General features: G+C 55.3%; 19 protein-coding genes. 8 read left to right on the forward strand and 11 right to left on the reverse strand.

Going from position 1 to position 22908, the window contains the following annotated elements; genetic code table 11:
- Positions 1 to 11: 11 nt before the first annotated feature.
- On the reverse strand, positions 12 to 755 hold the full coding sequence (locus HV213_RS19905; RefSeq protein WP_110277319.1) for a type 2 GTP cyclohydrolase I: 744 nt from the start codon (positions 753 to 755) through the stop codon (positions 12 to 14).
- Positions 756 to 1025: 270 nt separating this feature from the next.
- Between HV213_RS19905 and dtpD the strand changes: the two genes are divergently transcribed.
- The gene (dtpD, locus tag HV213_RS19910; RefSeq protein WP_181483013.1) at positions 1026 to 2507 is read left to right on the forward strand and encodes a dipeptide permease DtpD; all 1482 of its coding nucleotides are present in this window, start codon (positions 1026 to 1028) and stop codon (positions 2505 to 2507) included.
- Here the strand turns inward: dtpD and phrB are convergent.
- From phrB to HV213_RS19925, 3 genes are all read right to left on the reverse strand, one after another.
- Positions 2476 to 3918 (reverse strand): deoxyribodipyrimidine photo-lyase, encoded by a 1443-nt coding sequence (gene phrB / locus HV213_RS19915; RefSeq protein ID WP_181483014.1) that lies wholly within the window; start codon positions 3916 to 3918, stop codon positions 2476 to 2478. The genes dtpD and phrB overlap by 32 nt on opposite strands.
- A 24-nt stretch (positions 3919 to 3942) precedes the next feature.
- A complete protein-coding gene (locus HV213_RS19920) occupies positions 3943 to 4434 on the reverse strand; it encodes a DUF1722 domain-containing protein (RefSeq protein WP_181483015.1) in 492 nt (163 codons plus the stop codon).
- Positions 4435 to 4538: 104 nt separating this feature from the next.
- Positions 4539 to 4745, reverse strand: a complete 207-nt coding sequence (locus tag HV213_RS19925; RefSeq protein WP_181483016.1) for a YbfA family protein — start codon at positions 4743 to 4745, stop codon at positions 4539 to 4541.
- Between the two features lie 309 nt (positions 4746 to 5054).
- On the opposite strand from HV213_RS19925, the gene kdpF reads away from it, so the two are divergent.
- From kdpF to HV213_RS19960, 7 genes are all read left to right on the forward strand, one after another.
- Positions 5055 to 5144 (forward strand): K(+)-transporting ATPase subunit F, encoded by a 90-nt coding sequence (gene kdpF / locus HV213_RS19930; protein WP_181483017.1) that lies wholly within the window; start codon positions 5055 to 5057, stop codon positions 5142 to 5144.
- Entirely contained in the window at positions 5144 to 6823 is a 1680-nt protein-coding gene (gene kdpA / locus HV213_RS19935) for a potassium-transporting ATPase subunit KdpA (protein WP_181483018.1), read from the forward strand. The genes kdpF and kdpA overlap by 1 nt, the downstream gene beginning before the upstream one ends.
- 21 nt (positions 6824 to 6844) lie before the next feature.
- Positions 6845 to 8893 carry a potassium-transporting ATPase subunit KdpB gene (gene kdpB, locus HV213_RS19940; RefSeq protein ID WP_181483019.1) on the forward strand — a complete coding sequence of 683 codons (2049 nt, stop codon included), beginning with the start codon at positions 6845 to 6847 and terminating at the stop codon, positions 8891 to 8893.
- Between the two features lie 10 nt (positions 8894 to 8903).
- Entirely contained in the window at positions 8904 to 9479 is a 576-nt protein-coding gene (gene kdpC, locus HV213_RS19945) for a potassium-transporting ATPase subunit KdpC (protein ID WP_181483020.1), read from the forward strand.
- 1 nt (position 9480) lies between these two features.
- A complete protein-coding gene (gene kdpD / locus HV213_RS19950; RefSeq protein WP_181483021.1) occupies positions 9481 to 12168 on the forward strand; it encodes a two-component system sensor histidine kinase KdpD in 2688 nt (895 codons plus the stop codon).
- Positions 12165 to 12842, forward strand: a complete 678-nt coding sequence (gene kdpE, locus HV213_RS19955; protein WP_181483022.1) for a two-component system response regulator KdpE — start codon at positions 12165 to 12167, stop codon at positions 12840 to 12842. Before kdpD ends, kdpE begins: the two co-directional genes overlap by 4 nt.
- Before the next feature lie 373 nt (positions 12843 to 13215).
- Positions 13216 to 14238: an IS110 family RNA-guided transposase gene (locus HV213_RS19960; RefSeq protein WP_181482734.1), complete on the forward strand. Its 1023-nt coding sequence runs from the start codon at positions 13216 to 13218 to the stop codon at positions 14236 to 14238.
- Positions 14239 to 14653: 415 nt separating this feature from the next.
- Here the strand turns inward: HV213_RS19960 and araD are convergent, their stop codons facing one another.
- The 7 genes from araD to HV213_RS19995 all read right to left on the reverse strand — a co-directional run bounded on the left by araD (position 14654) and on the right by HV213_RS19995 (position 22882).
- Positions 14654 to 15349, reverse strand: coding sequence for an L-ribulose-5-phosphate 4-epimerase (gene araD / locus HV213_RS19965; protein ID WP_181483023.1), 696 nt, complete (start codon positions 15347 to 15349; stop codon positions 14654 to 14656).
- Positions 15339 to 16238, reverse strand: coding sequence for an L-ribulose-5-phosphate 3-epimerase (locus HV213_RS19970; RefSeq protein ID WP_181483024.1), 900 nt, complete (start codon positions 16236 to 16238; stop codon positions 15339 to 15341). The genes araD and HV213_RS19970 overlap by 11 nt, the downstream gene beginning before the upstream one ends.
- Entirely contained in the window at positions 16235 to 17713 is a 1479-nt protein-coding gene (locus HV213_RS19975; RefSeq protein ID WP_181483025.1) for an FGGY-family carbohydrate kinase, read from the reverse strand. The genes HV213_RS19970 and HV213_RS19975 overlap by 4 nt, the downstream gene beginning before the upstream one ends.
- 235 nt (positions 17714 to 17948) lie before the next feature.
- Entirely contained in the window at positions 17949 to 18935 is a 987-nt protein-coding gene (locus HV213_RS19980; RefSeq protein WP_181483026.1) for an ABC transporter permease, read from the reverse strand.
- A 10-nt stretch (positions 18936 to 18945) separates the two neighbouring features.
- Complete coding sequence (locus tag HV213_RS19985) at positions 18946 to 20430, reverse strand: sugar ABC transporter ATP-binding protein (protein ID WP_181483027.1); 1485 nt, start codon at positions 20428 to 20430, stop codon at positions 18946 to 18948.
- A gap of 105 nt (positions 20431 to 20535) precedes the next feature.
- Positions 20536 to 21402: an ABC transporter substrate-binding protein gene (locus HV213_RS19990; protein ID WP_227016027.1), complete on the reverse strand. Its 867-nt coding sequence runs from the start codon at positions 21400 to 21402 to the stop codon at positions 20536 to 20538.
- Positions 21403 to 21808: 406 nt separating this feature from the next.
- Positions 21809 to 22882 (reverse strand): zinc-binding dehydrogenase, encoded by a 1074-nt coding sequence (locus HV213_RS19995; RefSeq protein ID WP_181483028.1) that lies wholly within the window; start codon positions 22880 to 22882, stop codon positions 21809 to 21811.
- Positions 22883 to 22908 lie beyond the last annotated feature (26 nt).

A 22908-nucleotide genomic window follows, 5' to 3' on the forward strand; every position in this document is an offset into this window, starting at 1 on the left:
GCCTCCGTTCATCAAGCCGGGTTCGGAATATCAATAAACGTGACATCCAGTTCGGTGTTTTCCGTCAACCATTCGCTTAACGCGCGAATACCGCCGCGCTCGGTGGCATGATGGCCGGCGGCATAGAAATGCAGCCCCTGTTCGCGCGCCGAGTGGATGGTTTGCTCCGAAACTTCACCGGTAATAAACGCATCAACGCCAAAACGGGCCGCGCTATCGATAAAGCTCTGGCCGCCGCCGGTGCACCACGCCACGCGGGTCACTTTGTCCGGCCCGGTATCACCGCTCCACAGCGGTTTACGCCCCAGCCGTGCTTCAATCCACGAGGCCAGCTCCAGCCCGGATACCGCCATCGACAGTTCGCCCCACGGCACCAGCGGCTCGATTTCGCCCATCACATTAATGCCAAGTAATGAAGCCAACTGAGCGTTATTACCCAGCTCCGGGTGAGCGTCGAGCGGAAGGTGCCAGCCATAGAGGTTGATATCGTTGGCCAGAAGCGTTTTGAGACGGTTGCGCTTCATGCCGCGAATAATGGGCGATTCGCCTTTCCAGAAATAACCATGATGAACAATCACCGCATCGGCCTCCAGGCGCACGGCTTCATCAAGCAGCGCCTGGCTGGCGGTCACGCCGGTCACGATTTTTTGCACCGTCTCACGCCCTTCCACCTGTAACCCATTGGGTGCGTAATCGCTGATGGCCGCGCTATTCAATTTTTCATTAATCAGTTGTTCCAGTTCGCTATTTTTCATTATCGCTCCATCAGGTCTTCGTGTAATGCAAAGGAATAACATAGCGTTATCCGCCCGCTCCGTCGATAGTTCTGCCGCTTCGGCGTCTGTTTTGACTTTTAGCAAAATCCCGCGATTTGTCTACTCCTCCCTTCGCGCATTCGTGTATATTTATGCATTATTACAGCATATTAAATAACCAGAAAGCCTATAAGGCCATGAATATCACTAGTTAATGGCTATTCATGCAGAAAGATCGACTTTCCTTTTTATGGCAGGACAGAACGTTAAATGAACACATCATCTTCACAGCCGCGGGCGATTTATTACGTCGTCGCGCTGCAAATCTGGGAATATTTCAGTTTTTACGGTATGCGCGCACTGCTGATTTTGTATCTCACCAATCAGCTTAAGTATGACGATAACCATGCGTACGAACTGTTCAGCGCCTACTGCTCTCTGGTTTACGTTACCCCTATTCTCGGCGGCTTTCTGGCCGATAAGCTGCTCGGCAACCGCATGGCGGTGATGATTGGCGCCCTGTTGATGGCTGTCGGTCATCTGGTGCTCGGGGCCAGCGAAGTCGCTCCCACCTTCCTTTATCTGTCGCTGGCGATTATCGTCTGCGGCTACGGGCTGTTTAAATCCAACGTCAGCTGTCTGCTCGGCGAACTGTACGAACCCACCGATCCGCGTCGCGATGGCGGCTTCTCGCTGATGTATGCCGCGGGTAACGTGGGGTCGATCATTGCGCCAATCGCCTGTGGCTACGTGCAGGAAGAGTACAGTTGGGCAATGGGCTTCGCCCTGGCGGCGGTCGGGATGATCGCCGGGCTGGTGATTTTCCTTTGCGGCAATCAACACTTCCGCCACACCCGGGGCGTGAATCGCGAAGCGCTGCGGGCGCGGAATTTCGTGTTGCCAAACTGGGCCTGGCTGCTGGTACTGCTGGTCACGGCGCCGTTGTTGATTACCGTGCTGTTCTGGCAGGAGTGGTCGGTGTATGCGCTAATTGTGGCGACGATTATTGGCCTGACGGTTCTGGCGCGTATCTACCTGCGCGCAGAGACTGCCAAACAGCGTAAAGAGCTGCGCCTGATTATGGTGCTGACCTGCTTCAGCCTGCTGTTTTGGGCATTTGCGCAGCAGGGCGGCAGTTCAATCAGCCTGTATATCGACCGCTTTGTGAACCGCCATTTTATGAGCTACGAGATACCGACGGCGATGTTCCAGTCGGTCAACGCCTTTGCGGTCATGCTCTGCGGGGTCGTGCTGGCGTGGTTGGTGAAAGAGAATATCAACGGCAACCGTACCGTGCGTATCTGGGGCAAGTTCGCGCTGGGCCTCGGCCTGATGAGCGCCGGTTTTTGTATCCTGACGCTGAGCGCGCGCTGGTCGGCGGCTTACGGGCAATCCTCAATGCCGCTGATGGTGCTGGGGCTGGCGGTGATGGGCTTCGCCGAGCTGTTTATCGACCCGGTGGCGATGTCGCAAATTACCCGTATTGAGATCCCCGGCGTGACCGGCGTACTGACCGGCATCTATATGCTGCTCTCCGGGGCTATCGCCAACTATCTGGCGGGGGTGATTGCCGACCAAACCTCACAAAGTTCGTTCGACGCCGCCGGGGCCGTCAACTACTCCATTAACGCCTACATCGAGGTGTTCAGCCAGATCACCTGGGGCTCGCTGGCCTGCGTCGGCCTGGTACTGGTTATCTGGCTGTACCACTCCGTGAAGGTCAGAGCTCGTCGTCTGGCGCTGGAGTCTTAAGTTCTCTGGCGGCTTCCCAGGCCGCCAGCGTCTCCAGCCGCGCCTGTTTGTGATCGACAATCGGGCGCGGGTAATCCAGCGTCACGCCATTTTTCTCCGCCCACAGCCACGGTTGATGCACCGCTTTCTCCGGTACATTGGCCAGCTCCGGCAACCAGTGACGAATAAACTGCCCGGATTTATCAAACCGCTCTCCCTGGGTCGTCGGGTTAAAAATGCGGAAATAAGGTGCAGCATCGGTGCCAGTTGACGCCGCCCACTGCCAGCCGCCATTGTTCGCCGCCAGGTCGCCATCAATCAGCTGTTCGATAAAGTAGCGCTCCCCCAATCGCCAGTCGATTCGCAGGTCTTTCACCAGGAAGCTGGCGACAATCATCCGCAAGCGGTTATGCATCCACCCTGTAGTATTAAGCTGACGCATGGCGGCATCGACAATCGGGAAACCGGTTTGCCCGCGCTGCCAGGCCTGCAGCGCGGATTTATCATCCAACCACGCCACGTTATCGGTCCAGGCAATAAAAGGTCGCCCTTTACACAGGTTCGGGTAGTAAACCATCAGGTGGCGATAAAACTCGCGCCAGATAAGTTCGTTGAGCCAAACCGCCCCCGCTTCACCCTCCAGCGCTCGCGGCTGCTCCACCAGCAGGCGATGCAGGCACTGACGCGGTGAAAGCACGCCAACTGCCAGGCACGGCGACAGTCGGCTGGTCCCCTCGATGGCCGGAAGGTCGCGCTGCTCATCATAATCGGCGGCCTTCTGCTGGCAAAAACGGCGTAGCTGATTGATAGCGGCTTTTTCATCCGCAGCAAACAGGTCGCTATCAAACGGCGTCTGCGAATAGTCTATTTTCACTTCAGTCGTTGCATCTATTGCCCCACCGACGCGGGCTTTCGGCGCAGCAACGCACTCCGGCAGCGCCTCCTTTAAGCGGCGAATAAAGGCATTTTTAAACGGTGTAAACACCTTATACATTTCGCGATTGCCGGTCAGCACGCTGCCGGGTGGTAACAGCACACTGTCATCAAAGCCCTGACATATCACGCCTTGTAAGTTTTTCTCGACTAACGCATCGCGCTGGCGTTCATTAATTTCATACTGGTAATTGTAGAAAAGATGGCTGACCTGCTGCTGCTTACAGACTTCAGATAGCAGCGTCACGCTGGCGGCGAAGTCCTCCGCATGTTCAATGAGCAGCGGGATCCCCCGCTCGGCCAGCGCCATTTGTAAGCTATCAAGATGGCTGACAATAAATGCCGCCTGACGCGGTGCCATGCCGTGCTGACGCCATTGTCCCGGCGTGGCGATAAACAACGCCACCACGCGAGCATGAGGATCGCGACAGGCAGCAGCAAGCGCCAGGTTATCGTGAACGCGCAAGTCCGCGCGAAACCAGACCAGATGGGTGGTCATAAAACTCCTGCAATCAGTTATTTTTTATTCGTCCAGCGCTTGCGGCCAGCCGGTGAAGTAGCGCTGACCGGAGAGATAAGCGTCCGGAAATTCGGCCATATAGTGTTTGAGCTGATTCACCGCCGCAAGCAGCGGCTCTTTTCCCAAACGATAGTCGTCGATAAGTGCAGTCAACGCCTGCTTCTGTTGGGCAGTGAGATGTTCGCGGAAATAACCCTGAACGTGCATGAGCACATTAGTATGGTTTTGCCGGGTGGAGGGATGAGCCAGCAGCGTCACCAGACGCTCACGATAGGCGTCAAAGAAAGCGTCCAGCGAAGGCCAGTCGGCGATGGCTGCCACAAAAGGCCCAATCTGGCGGTATTCAGGTTGTGAATGCGCCAGCAGTATCAGCTTGTAGCGGCTATGAAAATCCACCAGTTTGCCCCGGGTCAGCCCATCGCGGCGCAGATTATCCAGTTCACGTAAGGTGTAAATGCGGGTTTTGTTATCGTCTTCCAGCCAGTCGTCGCTCATTATGGCTCCTTGTATCATCAGGAGTAATAAGTGTAAGCCACAACAGGCAAAAAAAAACCGCCGGACGAACCAGCGGTTTACAACGTTCAGACGATATGTGGATATCAGTAAAAATCTGCGGAGACCTTTTCCGCCTCCGCCATCCATACCGGCTGGTCGCTGGTTTTTGACCACACACGGTGCAGCCAGCTGTAAAAACGTGCGCGATCTTTCCAGAACAACATCACCGGAAGCGCCGCCACGCCAGCCACAACGGCGAAAGTGCGACGCGCGAAGATTACGTGAGCAGGATAAGTTTTGTACAACGCCATAATTTCTCTCCCCTTTGTCAGGCCGGCAATCAACGCCGGTAAAGTATCAATGTGTCTCTGGTTAAAATAGTACCGCTTTGGCTGTAATTTTACTACTCATCCGACCACTAAAAAGCACTTATTTAGCCTTTATTTACATTCACCCGGTAACTTAGTTACATAGAAGTTAAATTAATACTAACCATTAGTTAAATTAAGGGATTGGTGATTTTTATATTTTTTTTACACCCTTGCAGCTAATTTTTGCGAAATCTTTGCACCCGACTTTCTATCCTCCTCGTAAATCAAAAAGACACCCGGAGGTGGATTGTGACTGCAGGCGTAATCGCTGGCATAGCGCTGGTGTTCCTGTTGCTGGTTTATCTGGTTTATGCCCTGATACACGCGGAGGCATTCTGATGGCAGCTCAAGGATTTTTACTCATCGCGAGCTTTATTCTGCTGCTGATGCTCCTGGCTCGTCCGCTGGGAACAGCGCTGGCGACCATGATCAACGATGTCCCGTTACCGGGACTTGCCGGTATCGAACGCAGATTATGGCGGGCTGTGGGCATTCGTTCGCAGGAGATGAACTGGTATCAATACTTACTCGCCATCCTGCTGTTTAACGCGCTGGGTCTGGTGACGCTGTTTGCGTTGCTTATGTTCCAGGGCTCCCTGCCGCTCAATCCGCAGCATCTGCCCGGCTTGTCCTGGGATCTGGCGCTGAATACGGCGGTGAGCTTTGTCAGCAACACCAACTGGCAGGCCTACGGCGGGGAAGCCACCATGAGCTACCTCAGCCAGATGGCGGGGCTGGCGGTGCAAAACTTCCTCTCCGCCGCCACCGGCATCGCGGTGGTCTTTGCCCTTACCCGCGCTTACGCCCGGCAGAAAGTCAGCACGCTTGGCAATGCCTGGGTCGATCTGACTCGCATCACCCTCTGGCTGCTGCTACCCATTTCGCTGCTGATTGCACTGTTCTTTATTCAGCAGGGCGTGCCGCAGAGCTTCGCGCCGTACCAGGGTTTTACGTCGCTGGAAGGGGTACGCCAGATGCTGCCGATGGGGCCGGTCGCCTCGCAGGAAGCGATTAAAATGCTCGGTACCAACGGCGGCGGCTTCTTTAACGCCAACTCGGCGCACCCGTTTGAAAACCCGACCGCGCTGACCAACATGGTGCAGATGCTGTCGATCTTTTTGATCCCGGCGGCGCTGTGTTTTGCCTTCGGTGAGGTAGTGGGCGACCGCCGTCAGGGACGGGCAATTCTGTGGGCAATGACGCTTATCTTTATCGTCTGCGTGGCGGTAGTCATGTGGGCCGAAACTCGCGGCAACCCGCACCTGTTAAGCCTTGGTGCCGACAGCAGTCTAAATATGGAAGGCAAAGAGAGCCGCTTCGGTATTCTCGCCAGTAGCCTGTTCGCCGTGGTCACTACCGCCGCCTCCTGCGGGGCGGTCAACGCCATGCATGACTCCTTTACCGCACTGGGCGGGATGGTGCCGATGTGGTTAATGCAGATTGGCGAAGTGGTGTTCGGCGGCGTTGGCTCAGGGCTATACGGCATGCTGCTGTTCGTGATGCTGGCGGTATTTATCGCCGGGCTGATGATTGGCCGCACACCGGAGTACCTCGGTAAGAAAATCGATGTCCGCGAAATGAAGATGATTGCGCTGGCCATTCTGGTTACGCCAACGCTGGTGCTGCTCGGCACGGCGCTGGCGATGATGACCGAGGCCGGGCGCGCGGGGATGTTTAACCCCGGTCCGCACGGCTTCAGCGAAGTGCTGTACGCCGTCACCTCAGCGGCGAATAACAACGGCAGCGCCTTCGGCGGCTTAAGCGCAGCAACGCCGTTCTGGAATCTGCTGCTGGCGTTCTGCATGTTGGTCGGTCGCTTCGCGGTCATTATTCCAGTGATGGCGATTGCCGGTTCGCTGGTGAACAAGAAAATTCAGCCCACCGGTACCGGTACGCTCGCCACGCATGACGTGCTGTTTATCGGCCTGCTGATCGGCACCGTACTGCTGGTTGGCGCGCTGACCTTTATTCCCGCGCTGGCACTCGGCCCGCTGGCGGAACACTTTTCCTTACTTTAAGCGATTGCGGAGCAACCTGTTATGAGTCGCAAACCATTAGCCCTGCTGGAGCCGACGCTGGTGCGCCAGGCGCTGCTGGACGCAGTGAAAAAACTTAGCCCGTCAGTACAGTGGCGTAACCCGGTGATGTTTATCGTCTGGATTGGCAGCTTGTTAACCACCCTGCTCGCCATCGCCATGGCGAGCGGGCAGATCGCGGGTAGCGCCGGGTTTACCGCCACCGTCAGTCTCTGGCTGTGGTTCACCGTACTGTTTGCCAACTTCGCCGAAGCGATGGCTGAAGGCCGCAGTAAAGCGCAGGCCAATAGCCTTAAAGGGGTACAAAAGACCTCATTTGCCCGCAAGCTACGCGCCCCGCAGCACGATGCGCAAATTGATCACGTTCCCGCCGAAGAGCTGCGCAAAGGCGACGTGGTGCTGGTCGAGGCGGGGGATATTATTCCCTGCGATGGCGAAGTTCTCGAAGGCGGCGCATCGGTAGATGAAAGCGCCATAACCGGCGAATCTGCGCCGGTTATCCGTGAATCCGGCGGCGACTTCGCCTCGGTGACCGGCGGGACGCGTATTCTTTCCGACTGGCTGGTGATCCGCTGTAGCGTTAACCCCGGCGAAACCTTCCTTGACCGGATGATCGCTATGGTTGAAGGGGCCCAGCGTCGCAAAACGCCAAACGAAATTGCGCTGACGATCCTGCTGATCGCCCTGACGATTGTCTTTCTGTTAGCCACCGCGACCATCTGGCCCTTCTCCGCCTGGAGCGGTAACGCGGTGAGCGTAACTGTACTGGTGGCGCTGCTGGTGTGCCTGATCCCAACCACCATCGGCGGCCTGCTGTCAGCCATCGGCGTCGCCGGGATGAGCCGGATGCTCGGTGCTAACGTGATCGCCACCAGCGGCCGCGCGGTCGAAGCGGCGGGCGATGTCGACGTGCTGCTGTTGGACAAAACAGGCACCATCACCCTTGGTAACCGCCAGGCCTCGGCGTTCCTGCCCGCCCAGGGCGTGGAGGAGAAAACCCTTGCCGATGCCGCCCAGCTCTCTTCGCTGGCAGATGAAACCCCGGAAGGCCGCAGTATCGTGGTACTGGCGAAGCAGCGCTTTAATCTGCGCGAGCGCGATCTGCAATCACTGCACGCCACCTTCGTGCCGTTTACCGCGCAAACGCGGATGAGCGGCATCAATATCGACCAACGCATGATCCGCAAAGGTTCAGTCGACGCCATTCGTCGCCACGTGGAAGCCAACGGCGGTCACTTCCCGGCCGATGTCGAAAAACAGGTTGAAGAGGTCGCGCGCCTCGGCGCAACGCCGCTGGTGGTTGCCGAAGGCGAACGGGTGCTGGGGATTATTTCACTCAAAGATATCGTCAAGGGCGGTATCAAAGAGCGTTTTGCTCAACTGCGCAAAATGGGGATTAAAACGGTGATGATCACTGGCGATAACCGCCTGACCGCCGCCGCCATTGCCGCAGAGGCCGGAGTGGACGACTTCCTTGCCGAAGCCACGCCGGAAGCCAAGCTGGCGCTGATCCGCCAGTATCAATCTGAAGGGCGACTGGTGGCGATGACCGGTGACGGTACCAACGATGCCCCGGCGCTGGCGCAGGCCGACGTGGCGGTAGCGATGAACTCCGGTACCCAGGCGGCAAAAGAGGCAGGCAACATGGTTGACCTCGACTCCAACCCGACCAAATTGATTGAAGTGGTACATATCGGCAAACAGATGCTGATGACCCGTGGCTCTTTAACCACCTTCAGTATCGCCAACGACGTGGCGAAATATTTCGCCATTATTCCGGCCGCGTTTGCCGCCGTCTATCCACCGCTGGCGATGCTTAACGTGATGCATCTGCACTCGCCCTCCTCGGCGATTTTAAGCGCGGTGATTTTTAACGCGCTGATTATCGTCTTTCTGATCCCGCTGGCGCTGAAAGGCGTGAGCTATAAGCCGCTGTCGGCCTCGGCGATGCTGCGCCGTAATCTGTGGGTCTACGGTCTCGGCGGGCTGCTGGTGCCGTTTATTGGTATCAAAGCCATCGACCTGTTACTGACCCTGACCGGGCTGCTGTAAGGAGATAATCATGTCAATAATTCGTCCGGCCCTTGTACTTTTTATTCTGTTAACGCTCATCACAGGCGGCGTCTATCCACTATTAACCACCGCGCTGGGACAGTGGTGGTTTCCGCAGCAGGCCAACGGCTCACTGGTGCGCATTGACGGCGAAGTGCGTGGTTCCCGCCTGATCGGGCAGAACTTTACCGCTGCGGGCTATTTCCAGGGCCGCCCATCCGCCACGGCGGAGGTGGCGGATAACCCGCTGGCTTCCGGCGGCAGCAACCTTGCCGCCAGCAATCCGGCGCTGGATAAAGCCATCAGCGAACGGGTGCAGGCCCTGCGCGACGCCAACCCGGATGCGAATCCGACAGTGCCGGTTGAACTGGTGACCGCTTCAGCGAGCGGGCTGGATTACAGCCTGACCCCGGCCGCCGCGCTGTGGCAGGTACCTCGCGTCGCCAAAGCACGACAGCTCAGCGTTGAACAAGTCAGCCAGTTGGTTAATGAGGCAACGCAAAAACCGTTGCTCAGTTTTCTCGGCCAACCTGTGGTAAATATACTGCAGCTGAATATGTCGCTGGATGCCCTGAAGGATAAGTGAAATGAGTGACGAGCCGCTGCGTCCGGACCCTGACCGCCTGTTACAACACACCGCCTCTGCGCATCGCGGAAAACTGAAGGTGTTTTTTGGCGCCTGCGCGGGGGTGGGTAAAACCTGGGCGATGCTGGCGGAAGCGCAGCGGCTGCGCGCCCAGGGGCTGGATATTCTGGTTGGCGTGGCGGAAACCCATGGGCGTAAAGAGACGGCGGCGATGCTGGAAGGGTTGAGCACCCTCCCCCTGCGCCGCCTTTCCCATCGCGGGCGCTACGTTAAAGAGTTTGACCTTGACGGCGCGCTGGCCCGCCGTCCAGCGCTGATCCTGGTCGATGAGCTGGCGCACAGTAACGCACCCGGCTCGCGGCATCCTAAACGCTGGCAGGACGTTGAAGAGCTGCTCGAAGCCGGCATTGACGTTTTTACTACCGTCAACGTCCAGCATCTGGAAAGCCTTAACGATGTGGTCAGCGGCATCACCGGCGTACAGGTGCGCGAAACCGTCCCCGACCCGTTTTTTGACGCCGCCGACGATGTGGTGCTGGTTGACCTTCCCCCCGACGATCTGCGCCAGCGGCTTAATGAAGGTAAAGTCTATATCGGCGGTCAGGCCGAGCGGGCAATTGAGAACTTCTTTCGCAAGGGCAACCTGATCGCCCTGCGCGAGCTGGCGTTGCGCCGCACCGCCGATCGGGTTGATGAGCAGATGCGCGCCTGGCGCGACCGACAGGGCCAGGAAAAGGTCTGGCACACTCGCGACGCCATTTTGCTGTGCATTGGCCATAATACCGGCAGCGAAAAGCTGGTTCGCGCCGCCGCCCGACTGGCGGCTCGCCTGGGCAGCGTCTGGCATGCAGTTTACGTTGAAACCCCCTCTCTGCACCGGCTCCCGGAAGCCAAACGGCGGGCGATTCTTGCGGCGCTCCGGCTGGCGCAGGAGCTGGGCGCAGAAACCGCCACTCTCTCCGATCCTTCGGAAGAGAAGGCCATTCTGCACTACGCCCGCGAGCATAACCTCGGCAAAATAGTGATTGGCCGCCAGCAAAAAAGACGCTGGTGGGATCGCAGCGGCTTCGCCGATCGTCTGGCCCGGCACGCGCCGGATCTCGATTTGGTCGTCATCGCGTTGGATGAAAAAACCGCTCCTCTGCCCGCTCGCGCCAGCGATGGCCGCACGGCGATGGAAAAATGGCGTTTGCAGGTTCAGGGCTGCGTGGTCGCTATCGCGCTGTGCGCGGTCATTACCGTGGTGGCGATGCAATGGCTAATGGCTTTTGAGGCCGCCAACCTGGTGATGCTGTATCTGCTCGGGGTGGTGATTATCGCCCTCGTGTATGGCCGTTGGCCGTCGGTACTGGCGACGGTGATTAACGTGGTCAGCTTTGACCTGTTCTTTGTTGCGCCGCGCGGTACGCTGGCGGTTTCCGATGTGCAGTATCTGCTGACTTTTGGCGTGATGCTGACCGTCGGACTGCTTATCGGCAACCTAACCGCTGGCGTGCGTTATCAGGCGCGGGTGGCACGCTATCGCGAACGACGCACCCGTCATCTTTACGAAATGTCAAAAGCGCTGGCGGTGGGCCGCAGCCATGAGGATATCGCCACCACCAGCGAGCGATTTATTGCCTCGACGTTTCAGGCGCGCAGCCAGCTGCTGCTGCCCGATGATGCCGGAAGACTCTCGCCGCTGACCCAGCAAACCGCAGCCATCACCTGGGATGACGCCATTGCCCGCTGGAGCTTCGATAAAGGCCAGCCCGCCGGAGCCGGTACCGACACCCTGCCCGGCGTGCCTTATCAGATTCTGCCGCTAAAAAGCGCCGCCCGTACCTGGGGATTGCTGGTGGTAGAACCGGATAATTTGCGCCAGCTAATGATCCCCGAACAACAGCGTCTGCTGGAAACTTTCACCCTGCTGGTCGCCAGCGCGCTGGAGCGGCTGACGTTAACCGCCAGCGAAGAGCAGGCCCGGATGAATAGCGAAAGGGAGAGCCTGCGCAACTCGCTGCTGGCGGCGCTGTCACATGATTTGCGCACCCCGCTGACGGTGCTGTTTGGTCAGGCGGAGATCCTGACGCTCGATCTCGCCAGCGAGGGTTCGAAACATGCCCCGCAGGCCAATGAGATTCGCCAGCATGTGCTGAACACCACCCGGCTGGTCAATAATCTGCTCGATATGGCGCGGATCCAGTCCGGCGGCTTTAATTTGCATAAAGAGTGGTTAACCCTGGAAGAGGTGGTCGGTAGCGCTTTGCGTATGCTGGAGCCGGGACTCGGCGGTCGGCATATTCAGCTTGTGCTGCCGAACCCGCTGCTGCTGGTGCACGTTGACGGGCCGCTATTTGAACGGGTGCTGATTAATCTGCTGGAAAACGCGGTGAAATACGCCGGGCCGCAAGCACAAATCGGCATTGCGGCGCATACCGACCCGCATAATTTGTTTCTGGAGGTGTGGGATAACGGGCCCGGTATCCCTGCGGGGCAGGAACAGGCTATCTTTGATAAATTCGCCCGCGGCAATAAGGAGTCGGCAATTCCCGGCGTGGGGCTGGGGCTGGCGATTTGTGAGGCCATTGTCGAAGTCCACGGCGGGACGATTAGCGGCGCGACGCGTCCGGAAGGCGGTGCCTGTTTCCGTGTTACACTGCCGCGAGAAGCGCCCCCTGAACTGGAAGAGTTAGCCGAGGAAATGTGATTAACGTTTTGATCATCGAAGACGAAAACGCTATCCGCCGCTTTCTGCGCACCGCGCTGGAAGCCGACGGCATGCGGGTATTTGAGGCAGAAACGCTGCAACGCGGGCTGATTGAGGCCGCCACCCGCAAGCCGGATTTGGTCATTCTCGATCTTGGTCTGCCCGATGGTGACGGCAATACGTTTATTCGCGAGGTTCGCCAGTGGAGCCAAATGCCGATTATCGTGCTGTCGGCACGTACCGAGGAGCAGGATAAAATCGCCGCTCTCGACGCCGGTGCCGATGACTATCTGAGTAAACCTTTTGGTATTGGCGAGCTGCAGGCGCGTTTACGCGTGGCGCTGCGCCGCCATGCTGGCGCTCAGGCCGACGAGCCGCTGGTGCGCTTTGCCAATATTGAAGTTGATATTCCTGCCCGCCGCATCGTACGTGGCGACGAAGAGATCCATCTGACGCCAATTGAGTTTCGCCTGCTGGCGGTGCTGTTGAATAATCCCGGTAAGGTGCTGACCCAGCGGCAGTTGCTCAATCAGGTCTGGGGGCCGAATGCGGTGGAGCACAGCCACTATCTGCGGATTTATATGGGACACCTGCGGCAAAAGCTGGAGGTTGACCCGGCGCGACCGCAGCATTTGCTGACCGAAACGGGGATCGGCTACCGGTTTATGCCGTAGCCATTGCCCCAGGTTGCGATCGCGTGTCGATTGTTTCCCGGCGGCGCTGCGCTTAGCCGGGCTACGGATTCAACGCCGTCTGCCGATCAGGTAGCCCGGACAGGCGCATCGCGCCGCCTCCGGGGGTTCAACCCGGCGGCGCTGCACTTGGCCGGCCTACGGATTCAACGCCGTCTGCCGATCAGGTAGCCCGGACAGGCGCATCGCGCCGCCTCCGGGGGTTCAACCCGGCGGCGCTGCGCTTAGCCGGGCTACGGATTCAACGCCGTCTGCCGATCAGGTAGCCCGATGTGATGGACACCTCCCACCTTACGGCATCAGAACGTGCCAGACTGGAAGTGTTACCTGCAGTCCACAGGAGGAGGTGTCCACCATGAATATTAAACGTATCGGTCTTGACCTGGCAAAAAATGTCTTTCAGATCCATGCCGTGGATCACCATGAGCATGTCGTCGTACGAAAATCTATTCGCCGCGCCCACATGCACGCTTATTTCTCTCAGCTGGCTCCCTGCACCATCGGGATTGAAGCCTGCGCATCATCCCACTACTGGGCCCGCGAACTCACCCGCATGGGACATACCGTGCACATTATTCCCCCGAAGTTTGTTAAGCCCTACCTCAGGGGCAACAAGAATGATGCCAACGATGCCGAAGCCATCTGTGAAGCCATCAGCCGCCCCGCCATGCGCTTCGTCGCGGTTAAGACAGAGCGCCAGCAGACTCTTCAGGCTGAGCATCGCGTGCGGGCCAGAGTGATAAAAAGCCGCACGGCGCTGTGCAACGAGATACGGGGCTTTCTGGGCGAATTCGGCGTGGTGCTGCCGGTCGGCATCAGCCAGTTGCGTAAGGCGCTGCCGGAGATACTGTCACAGCAGGAGCAGTGGGATGACCGGTTTATGCGCCTGCTGTGCGAGCTGGCCGAAGAGCTGCGGATGCTGGATGACCGGGTGGCGGGGCATGACCGGCGGCTCGCAGAGGCGGCGCGGGAAGATATCTGCATCCAGCGGCTGATGAAAATAGAAGGTATCGGCGTGATAACCGCCAGCGCGATGGTGGCGTTGTTGGGTGACGCGACGCAGTTTAAGAACGGTCGGGAGATGGCGGCTTATGTGGGGCTGGTTCCCCGGCAGCACTCAAGCGGCGGTAAGCAGCAGCTGGGGCATATCAGCAAGCGGGGTGACAGCTACCTGCGTACGCTGGTCATCCACGGGGCACGGTCAGTTCTGAAGACATGTGCAGGCAAAGAAGACCGGCGGAGCCAGTGGCTGCAGTCGGTGGCGGAAAGACGGAACCGGAATATCGCGACGGTGGCGCTGGCGAACAAGAATGTGCGGATAGCGTGGGCGGTGATGAGTCGCGGAGAAGATTACCATGGCTCACGGGTCGCCGGTTAACCGACGCCCCGTGAGCCATGCAGTAAAAAGAGCAGTAACCCTGTCGTGAGATTGCGAAGCGATTTAGCGTGATGAGTAACCGGTAAGACCAGCACCTGAGAAATCCGGCCTGTCCGAAGGCTCCCTGCGAAGCAAAGCCGATAGCCCGAAAGGAAGCAGGTGCGCAGAACACATCATGGCCCGGGTACGACGGTACCGAACGAGAGGCCGGATATACGAACGCAACTTACCCTGGTGACTCACACAAAAAATAGCTTGCATCACGGGAGGTGTCCATATACGGACAGGCGCATCGCGCCGCCTCCGGGGGTTCAACCCGGCGGCGCTGCGCTTGGCCGGGCTACGGATTCAACGCCGTCTGCCGGTCAGGTAGCCCGGACAGGCGCATCGCGCCGCCTCCGGGAGATTCCCACGATTATTGCCCGTAATAGGCCCCTGCCCCATGCTTGCGTAAATAGTGCTTATCCAGCAGCGTCGACGAAACCGGCTGCTCCTCGCTCACCAACTGCCGGGTCCACATATTCATATAGGCAATCTCTTCCAGCACCACCGCATTATGCACCGCGTTCGCCGGATCTTTTCCCCACGCAAAAGGGCCGTGACCATGCACCAGTGCGGCAGGCACGCTGAGAGGTTCGATATCCTGCGTTCTGAACGTTTCAATCATCACATGGCCGGTATTGGTTTCATAATCGCCGCGAATTTCATCATCGCTCAAGGGACGGGTACAGGGTATCGGCCCATAAAAATAGTCCGCATGCGTCGTCCCCATCGCCAGCAGCGGCCTGCCCGACTGCGCCCAAATCGTCGCGTGGCGCGAATGGGTATGAACGATCCCGCCCACGCCGCTAAACGCTTTATACAGTTCAAGATGCGTCGGGGTATCGGATGAGGGTTTATAGCGCCCTTCCACCACTCGCCCGGTCGCCAGTTCAACCACCACCATATCGTCAGCCGACATCACATCGTATTCCACGCCGGAAGGCTTAATCACCACCAGCCCCGCATCGCGATCGATGCCGCTGACGTTGCCCCAGGTAAAGGTGACAAGATTAAATTTCGGCAGCGCCAGATTGGCGTCAAGAACCGTCTGCTTGAGTTTATCCAGCATACTTCACTCCTGAATTCACATTAACTTCATACTGCGGGGCAAGAAAACCCTGCTGGTATTTATCCGTTAACCACGCTTTGGCCTCAGCAATTCTCTCGCTATCCAGCCCGTCATTTTTGGCCCACATCTCAATCAACCATGCGCCGCGATAGTTCAGCGCGGCAAGCGAACGGAAGATCTCGCTGAAATCCACGCAGCCGGTGCCGAACGGCACATCGCGGAACTGCCCCAGCGAGGCGTGTGAAACGGGCTGGGTGTCCTTCAAATGGATGGCGCTGATTTTATGAATGCCCTTACTCAACTCTTCAGGAACATCATTTTGCCACGCGCTTAGGTTGCCAACGTCCGGATAGACGCAGAACCACGGGCTACATACCTTGCGCTCCAGATCCAGCCAGCGGGAGATGTTGCTCATAAAGGCGGTGTCCATGATCTCCATCGACAACATGATTTGCGCCTTCGCCGCTTCAGCCACCGCCCAGTTAATCCCTTCAATAAAATATTCGCGAGTTTGCGCGGAGGAGGATTCGTAGTAAACGTCATAGCCTGCCAGTTGGATATTGCGGATCCCGACGTGGCTGGCAAAGTCCAGCGCATCAAGCATCAGTTCGCGCGCCTTTAGCCGGGTATCACGGTTGACGCTGCCAAAAGGATGGCTGCGATGCGCGGAGAGGCACATGCTCGGCACATCGATGCCGCTGTTGATTTTGTCGGCAACGAACGCCAGCCTCTGGCCCCGATTCCAGCGCAGTCGGGCCTGGCGTTCCGGACTCTCATCAACGGAGATTTCGAGGAAATCAAACTCCAGATTTGCTGCCAATTCGAAGCGTTTTGGCCAGTCTAGCGCGACAGGGAGTGCCTTTTCATAAATACCAAGTCTGGGTTTCATCGCGCTGCTCCCGTCGCATTGGCCAGGCTCTGTGCGACCTGCAAGTAGCGGTCATAGCCTTCACGCAGCTGCTGATGTCGTTTGGCATCCGGCTGGTAACAAACGACTTCCGGCTGCGTCGCCTGGATAGCTTCGCTGAAGTTGGCATAGGCACCGGTTCCGGCAGCCGCGCATAATGCAGCCGCGCGACATCCGGCCTGTTCAATATCCACCACTTCCAGAGGGAGGTTGGAGGCATCGGCGTACATCTGCGTCCAGCCTTTCGACTGGCTCGGTCCGCCGGTGAAGCGGATTTTTTGAATATCCTGATTGAGTTCAATGATGCGGTCCTGGTGCACCAGGTGGGAAAAGACGATCCCGCGATAGATGGCCGCAATAATGTCTTTTTTGGTGTGATGACCCGCCAGGCCGACCAGCGCACCGGGGAGATCCATCGCCAGATTGGAACCAAACAGATACGGTAAAAAGACCAGATTGCTGTCGGTATCTTCTGCAATCCAGCTTTCGAAATGGTCGTAGCAGTGGTCATCGTCAGGAAAGAACTGTTTCACAAACCAGGACAGATTACTTGCCGAGGTAGGGCTGCCTTCATGAACAAAATATTTCCCCGGAATGCAGTATTTTCCCCAGATATACGGGAAGTCGCTGGCAATAATATTATCCGTCACCGAGGTGGCAATACTCCAGGTACCGGCTACCGCACTGAGGGTATCGGCCCGATCAATCCCCGAAGAAACGGCTGAGGCAACCACATCGAAAAAGCCGCCAAAAACCGGCGTGCCAGGACACAGCCCGCAGTCCAGTGATGCCTGCAGAGTAATGTGACCCACGCAATCCGTTGAGTTCACCACCGGCGCGGTTTTATCCACCACTTCCTCAATGCCAAATAGCGCCATCATGTCGCTGTCGTAGCGGGAGGTGAACTGGTTATAAAAATTACTGCCGGAGATATTGGTGATTTCTGCCGTCGCTTCGCCGGTCAGGCGGAAACGGATGTAGTCGTGGACCATCAAAACGGCATCGATTCTGTCGTAATTGGCCGGCTCATACTCTTTAAGCCACGCCAGCAGCGACACCGGATGTCCGGTCCACAGCTGCTGCAATCCTTTTGGATAGGCCAGTTTGTCGATACCTTCGCGATACCATTTTTTGACAAACTCAAGCGCCCGGGTATCAGATGAAATAATCCCATTGCGTACCGGTTCGCCTTTTTTATCAATCGCGTAAAGCCCCTTACCGTGCGAGGAAAAACCGATCCCGCCAATACTTAACGGTGGCACCTGGCTTTCATACATCACTTTTTTAATGACGTTACATACGGTATCCCAAAGCTCATGCATATTTCGCTCGGTAAAACCCGGTTGATCGGATAACACCTGCGCATATTGCGACGCGACGTGGATCTCTTGCCCTAGTTCATTATAGATACCGGCTTTGGTCACCGTCCCGCCGATATCGACTCCGATAAAATTCATATCCCTTCACCCCACAATGAAAATGATTTAGAGCCTATCCCAGTAGGCGTTATTGGCGCAGACAGTTTGAACACGGACAGCGCGGAAGAACCGGAGCGTACACGTAGTACGTGAGGATGATTCGCTCCGCTCACCCTTCGGGCCGCCCTGAAGGGCGTTCAAAACTCTGTGAGTTTTGTCTGAGCACTGCCCAGGTTCAAAGTGGCAAGCAAAATAGCCCTAATGAGATAGGCTCTTAACGTCTGGCAGAACTAATAAAAGTAGCGCCCCAAATAATGAGCCCTTTCACTACGTACTGGACATAAGGCGAGATCCCCAGAAGATTTAAGCCATTATTCAGTACCCCGAGCATCATCGCGCCAATTAACGTACCAATAATCATTCCTCGCCCACCGGCAATAGACGCGCCGCCGAGCACAACTGCGGCAATAGCATCCAGTTCAAAACCAACGCCGGCATTAGGCTGACCGCTCATGACGCGCGAGGTAAAAATAAGCCCGGCGAAACTCGCGGTAAAACCACTAATAACGTAGACCAGCAACTTATAATATTTAACCCGCAGGCCGCTCAGGCGTGCCGCCTCTTCATTCCCCCCCAGGGAGTAGACATAACGACCGAACGGCATATGGTTCAGGACGATATAAAAGATGATATATAAAATCACCATCAGAATAATCGGCACCTGAATACCGAACAGATATTCACGGCCCCAAAAGGCAAATGAATCAGGTAATCCAGAGATCGGATAGCCACCGGTATAAATCAGCGCCAGGCCCTTAGCAATAATCATCGCCCCGAGAGTGACGATAATGGGCGGCATCTTGCCATAAGCGGTTAAAAAGCCGTTAATCGCGCCAAAAGCCACACCGGAACACAAGCCGATAAGGATGGCTAACCATGGGTCTAAGCCATAATACTTCATTAACCCAGCCATCAGCGTACCGGCCAGCGCCATCACCGCGCCGACGGAGAGGTCGATACCGCCGGTCAGAATCGCAAACGTCATTCCGATGGCGATAATGGCATTAATTGAAACCTGACGGGCGACGGTCGAGAGGTTATCTACTGTTAAAAAGTAATCATTAAAAATAGCCATACAGGAAAACAGTAATACCAGACCGACAAACGGCAGGAACGCGGGCATCTTTAATAATCCATGGAGGATTTTTTTATTTTTATCAGGAGATGCAACTGGCGCTAATGATGCATTTTCATTACTCATTTAAGACTCCCTAAATAATATTACCGGCGGCATGCAGCATAATGACCGTGGAATTGATATTTTCATTTTCAAGTTCGGCAACGATATCGCCATCGCGGAAAACCATGACGCGGTCGCTAACGCCAATCACTTCCGGTAACTCCGATGAAATCATAATTATCGAAATACCTTGTTCAGTAAGATTGCGCATAATTTGATAGATTTCAGATTTAGCCCCTACATCAATACCGCGAGTTGGCTCATCAAAAATCAAAATATTGACATCATGATTTAACCAGCGGGAAATAACGACTTTCTGCTGATTACCACCGCTTAATGTTCCGACTGCGGTAAAGGCATCAGGCGTTTTTACCCCAACGTGACGAATTAAATGCTCAGCCGTTTTACGCTCTTCGCCATCGCGAATAAGCGAATAGTGGCAAGTATGCTTGTTGAGCCAGATATTATCTTTAACTGAAAAACCTAGCACCAGCCCCTGAGTTTTACGGCTTTCAGGCAATAAGCCAATGCCCAGCCGCAGAGCCTGATCGGTGGACTTTATCGAGACCTCTTTTCCCGCCAGACGGACATGTTTTTTAAAGCATTTATCCGCACCGGTCAGCGCCAGAATCGCTTCTGAACGCCCTGACCCCACCAGCCCGGCGAGGCCTAAGATTTCGCCTTTGCGCAGCGTTAATCGGTTCACTTTGCTGCTTTCGGTAAGCTGAATTTCCGCGTCCAGCAGAAGATCATGATTCTCCAGCGTCCGTCGCTCCGGATAGATATTCTCCACCTCGCGGCCAACCATCATCTGGATCATCTCCGCGAGATCGATATCATCAACCTTCGCTGAACCGATGTATTTCCCATCACGCAAGATGCTCAGGCTGTCGCAAATCTCGTAGATTTCCTCAAGATGGTGAGAGATGAAGAACATGCCCACGCCTTTCGCTTTTAAATCGCGCATTACGCGAAAAAGGTGTTCGGCTTCGCTTGGGGTTAAGGTGGCAGTCGGTTCATCGAGGATCAGAATGCGGGCATCCAGCGAGAGCGCTTTGGCAATTTCCACGAACTGCTGCTCAGCCACGCTGAGATGGCAAATTTGCTCATCGGGATCCAGCGACACGCCGAGCTCTTTAAAGATCCTGAGTGCCTCACGGCGCATGGTTTTACGGTCTAATAAACCAAATGGATTCACTTTTTCGCGATTGAGAAAAATATTCTCATAGGCATTAAGATAGGGAATAAGAGAAAATTCCTGAAAAATAATCCCAACACCGCACTGAATGGCATCGCGATAATTATGAAAATGCTGCTGCTTGCCATCAATAAAAATGTTGCCGGTATCCGGTTGATATATCCCACAGAGGATTTTCATCAACGTGGATTTACCCGCGCCATTTTCACCAAGTAAAGCATGCACCTCCCCTCGCCCAAGGGTAATATTGACATTATCGAGCGCCTTGACTCCGGGGAAGCTTTTACTGACATTTTTGACTTCCAGTAAGCTGGGCATAAACATCGCTCCATGACGGCACGATAATATATCGTGCCATACTTTAATAAGAATCCACGACGGCCCACGAACTCAATCGCGAGCCGTTATGGAGTAATAACGCTCTTACCAATGGAAATCTTTGGCGTTTGTTTTATCAATAAGCTTCACATCAACAGGAATCTCTTTCGGAATATTCGCGCCCCAGTGTTTAGCCAGAGCAATGCCTAAACCGATACGTAACTGGTCGCGCGGAAACTGCGCTGCAGTCGCAATAAATGGCGTATTGCCTTTGGCAATTTCAGCTACCGCTTCCGGCGAACCGTCGACGCTAACTAATTTCACATCACGGCCGGAAGACTGAATAGCCGCCAGCGCACCAAGAGAACCGACGTCGTTAACGCTGAAAATACCGTTGAGCGTTGGATTAGATTGCAACATATTTTCCGTCACGCTCATGGAGGTATCGCGTTCTTGTTTGCCGTTCAGTTTGGTAATGACTTTAATATTAGGATGCTTTTTCATCGCATCTTCAAAACCACGAACGCGTTCCAGAATAGGCACCACGGGAATACCATCGAGAATCGCGACGTTGCCTTTATCACCCAGTGCTTTGGCTAAATGCTCACCGGCAATAAAGCCCGCGTCATAGTTTTTGGAACCGACAAATGAGTCAATCGGCCCGTTTGCCTGAGCATCAATCGCTACCACCACCACACCTGCTTTTTTCGCCGCCAGAACCGCCGTTTCCGCGCCTACGCTGTCAGCCGGGTTGATCAGCAGGATATCAATTTTCTTCTGCAGCATATCCTCAACGTCGCTAATCTGCTTGGAGACATCATGCGCAGCATCCGCAGTATATACAGTGGCATTAATATCTTTTGCCGACTGTTCAAGCGACTCTTTCATGGTGACAAAATATTCGTTATTCAATTCCTGGAACGACATGCCGATAGTTAGCGGCTTAGCATTAACGCAGGCGACCATACTCATCGCCAGAAGTCCTGAGAGTAATGCTTTCGTATTTAATTTTACAGGCATTCAATGTCTCCTTTTTGAGTTATGCGCTAAAGGATAAAGATTATCCTTTAGCGTTTTCATGGTACGAATGTTGCCTGATAGCCTGAGCAATAAATTAATGACCGGTAGACTTCACCAGGCCACCGATATTTACCCCAGTTATCACCATGATACAAATCCAGTATTTATTTAGCCGCATCCATTTCAAAGCGGATGATAATTAAAATAAATGGTGCTATACCCTAAATAATTCGAGTTGCAGGAAGGCGGCAAGAGAGTGAATCCCGATGAGCTTACTATGGTAAGTGATTCGGGTGAACGAGCGCAGCCAACACACATGCAACTTGAAGTATGACGGGTATATTTAAGAATTACGTTTTTATGGTTTAATCACGACCTTAATAGAATCGAGCGATTTGGCCATTTCAAACGCCGCTTTCCACTCATCGATAGAATAGAAATGAGTGACGACGCCTTTTGCAGTCAGCAGGCCGCGCTCAAAGAGATCGATGGCGATTTCATAGCTGTACGGGCCAAGATGCGCACCGCGAATATCCAGCTCTTTGCGGTCGCCAATGATCGACCAGTCAGCGGTGGTTTCTTTACCAAACACGCTGAACTCGACAAAACGACCTAGCTTACGAATCATCTCCAGTCCCTGAGTAACGCCAATTGGCGCGCCGGTAGCTTCAATGTAGACATCGCAACCGTAGCCTTCAGTCATGGCTTTAACAATGGCAATGGCGTCTTCTTTGGCCGCATTGATAACCACATCCGCCCCAAACTCTTTCGCCAGCGCCAGACGGTCTTCCATGGTGTCGATCACCACCAGCTTTTTCGGCGTCTTAAGATGCGCGACCTGCACCATGCACAGACCCAGCGGGCCGGCACCAGCGATAACAACAACATCATCCAGATCGATATCCCCACGGCGTACCGTATGGATAGCACAGGCCATCGGTTCGATAAGCGCTGCATCTTCTTCGCTTAATGATTCGGGAATTTTGTGAATAATCGCTCTTTCGGAGAAGCGCATATATTCAGCCATACCACCATCGGCAACATCCTTTTGAAAACCATAAATATCATGGGTTTCACACATCCAGTATTTCCCGGTTTTACAGAAACGACATTCATGACAAGGTACAATCTGCTCCGCCAGAATACGGTCGCCAATTTTTAATTTATATTTTTCTGCCGAGCCGAGGCCTAATTCAGCAACCCGGCCATAGAATTCATGTCCTGGCACCACTGGCGTTTTCACCCACGGGTTTTCACCCCAAAACATCGGTGCGCCGTCCTGGGCTTTGCAATCACCAGCACATATTCCACAGCCATCAACTTTAATAACCACTTCTTTTTCTTGTGCTACCGGGCGCGTAATCTTTTCAAAGCGATAATCCTGGGGACCATGGCACACAACAGCTTTCATATCTTCAGGTAATTGTTCCATCGTAAACCTCATTTTCGGATAAGTAA

Source organism: Klebsiella sp. RHBSTW-00484 (genome assembly GCF_013705725.1).
Taxonomy (GTDB): domain Bacteria; phylum Pseudomonadota; class Gammaproteobacteria; order Enterobacterales; family Enterobacteriaceae; genus Klebsiella.